Annotated in this window: 2 protein-coding genes; one reads left to right on the top strand and one right to left on the bottom strand. The window is 44.8% G+C overall.

Features of this window, described 5'->3' with window-relative positions; translation table 11 throughout:
• The coding region (locus tag ACHZC4_RS08015) for a fumarylacetoacetate hydrolase family protein (RefSeq protein ID WP_394753314.1) at window positions 1–241 on the top strand (241 nt) is incomplete at its 5' end.
• Between the two features lie 221 nt (window positions 242–462).
• On the opposite strand, the gene ACHZC4_RS08010 is transcribed toward ACHZC4_RS08015, so the two are convergent.
• Window positions 463–1,647: ATP-binding protein (locus ACHZC4_RS08010; protein WP_394753313.1), on the bottom strand; the 1,185-nt coding region annotated here is incomplete at its 5' end.

Genomic DNA, 1,647 nt, shown 5'->3' with positions numbered 1-1,647 from the left:
GCAGAATGGCAATACCCGGCAAATGATTTTTAATTGCTATGAAATGATCGCTTATTTATCGCAAGCAATGACGCTGGAACCTGGCGATGTTATTACGACCGGCACGCCCAGCGGTGTCGGTGTAAAAATGCAGCCACGCGGCTATATGAAACCTGGGCAAACCGTCAGAATTGAAATTGAAGGCATAGGCACACTGTCTAATCCGGTTATCGAAGAGCCGGATAATCTGGCGATTTATTAACTAACCGCTGTTAATGTCCACGAAAAGCACGAAAATGCTTTAAAACCCTTAGCCTGAAGCGTGACGGGGTTTGCAACCCCGTCACTCACGTTTTGTTTGTGTTGAGGTCTTCAAACGTTCCGGTCGGGGTTGCAAACCCCGACCGGCTTGCTGCTCTTTCCAATCCGGTTATCGAAGAGCCGGACAATCTGGAGATGAACTAAATTAGAATCGTGAGCTACTCAACTACTCTTTCCAAGATGAAAAAAGCTTAATTTCTTTTGCCACGATTTATCAACCGGCCTGATTGGTAAAGGGAATAAAACCGTCACCTTCAGCCCGCCAAATTGAGACACGCCTAAAATCAGGTCGGCGTTATGAATGCCGGCAATGCGTTTCACAATGGAAAATCCAAGCCCCGTGCCTTTTGCAGCACTCGCCGTTTCAACACAGCGATGAAAACGTTCCAGGGATTTTTCATATTGATCGGGGGCTATGCCCGGCCCTGAATCTTCAACACAGAGTTGTAAATACTTCTCCTGCCCAGTCACTGTTATCAATACATTGCCTTTGACGGGGGTATATTTAATGGCGTTATCGATAATATTCCGAATCAAAATAGCAACCAATGGCCCGTTTACGATGACCGGTACAGCATTGTCTTCAACAAACTCTATAAGAATCTGTTTTTTATGCGCCTCCGGTTCCAGGTCGGCAATAACATGTATGACTTCACGACTCACCATCGTATTTTGTTTGGTTAAAAACTCCGTATTAGATTCAATGCGCGAGAAGGTCAGCAATTGCTGCAACATATAAGACATTCTATTGACGCCTTGTTTAATGCGGGAAAGTGCCTGTTTACGCACCTCCTCATCGGTAGTTCTTAAGGCGACATGGGCCTGTGTCAGCAATCCGGCCAAAGGTGTTCTTAATTCATGCGAAGCATCCGCAGTAAATCGGCGTTCATGTTCAAAAGCCCGTTCAAGCTGGACAAAAAGATTATTGATCTCATTAACCACCGGTACGATTTCATTGGGCAACCGTTTGATAGAAAGCGGCTTAAGGTAGCTGGCTTCACGTTTAGCGAGCGCTTTTTCCAATCTATTGATGGGTTTTAGCGACAGACCTACAATAAACCAGAGGACTGCACCTAAAAAGGGTAGACCGAAAAGAAACTGGGTCACCAGTTGTGATGATATTTCATCGGCTAATTCAGCCCGAATCTCTTCTTTCTGACCGACATGGATAACATATTCACCCGTTGAGTTTGCAATACTGAAAATATGCCATTCATGACCATCAATCCTGGTTTCGGTAAAGCCATGGTCTGAGGAAGAAAAAGCAAACTTTGGCGCACTATCGGAACGTAACATCAACCCGTCTTCTTTAGACCATAGCTGAAAAGCAATTTTTCTTTCGTATTT

The organism is Crenothrix sp. (assembly GCF_043729335.1).
Lineage (GTDB): Bacteria > Pseudomonadota > Gammaproteobacteria > Methylococcales > Methylomonadaceae > Crenothrix.
The sequence above is the reverse complement of the archived record's forward strand: the minus strand, read 5'-3'. Positions and strand labels throughout refer to the sequence as shown.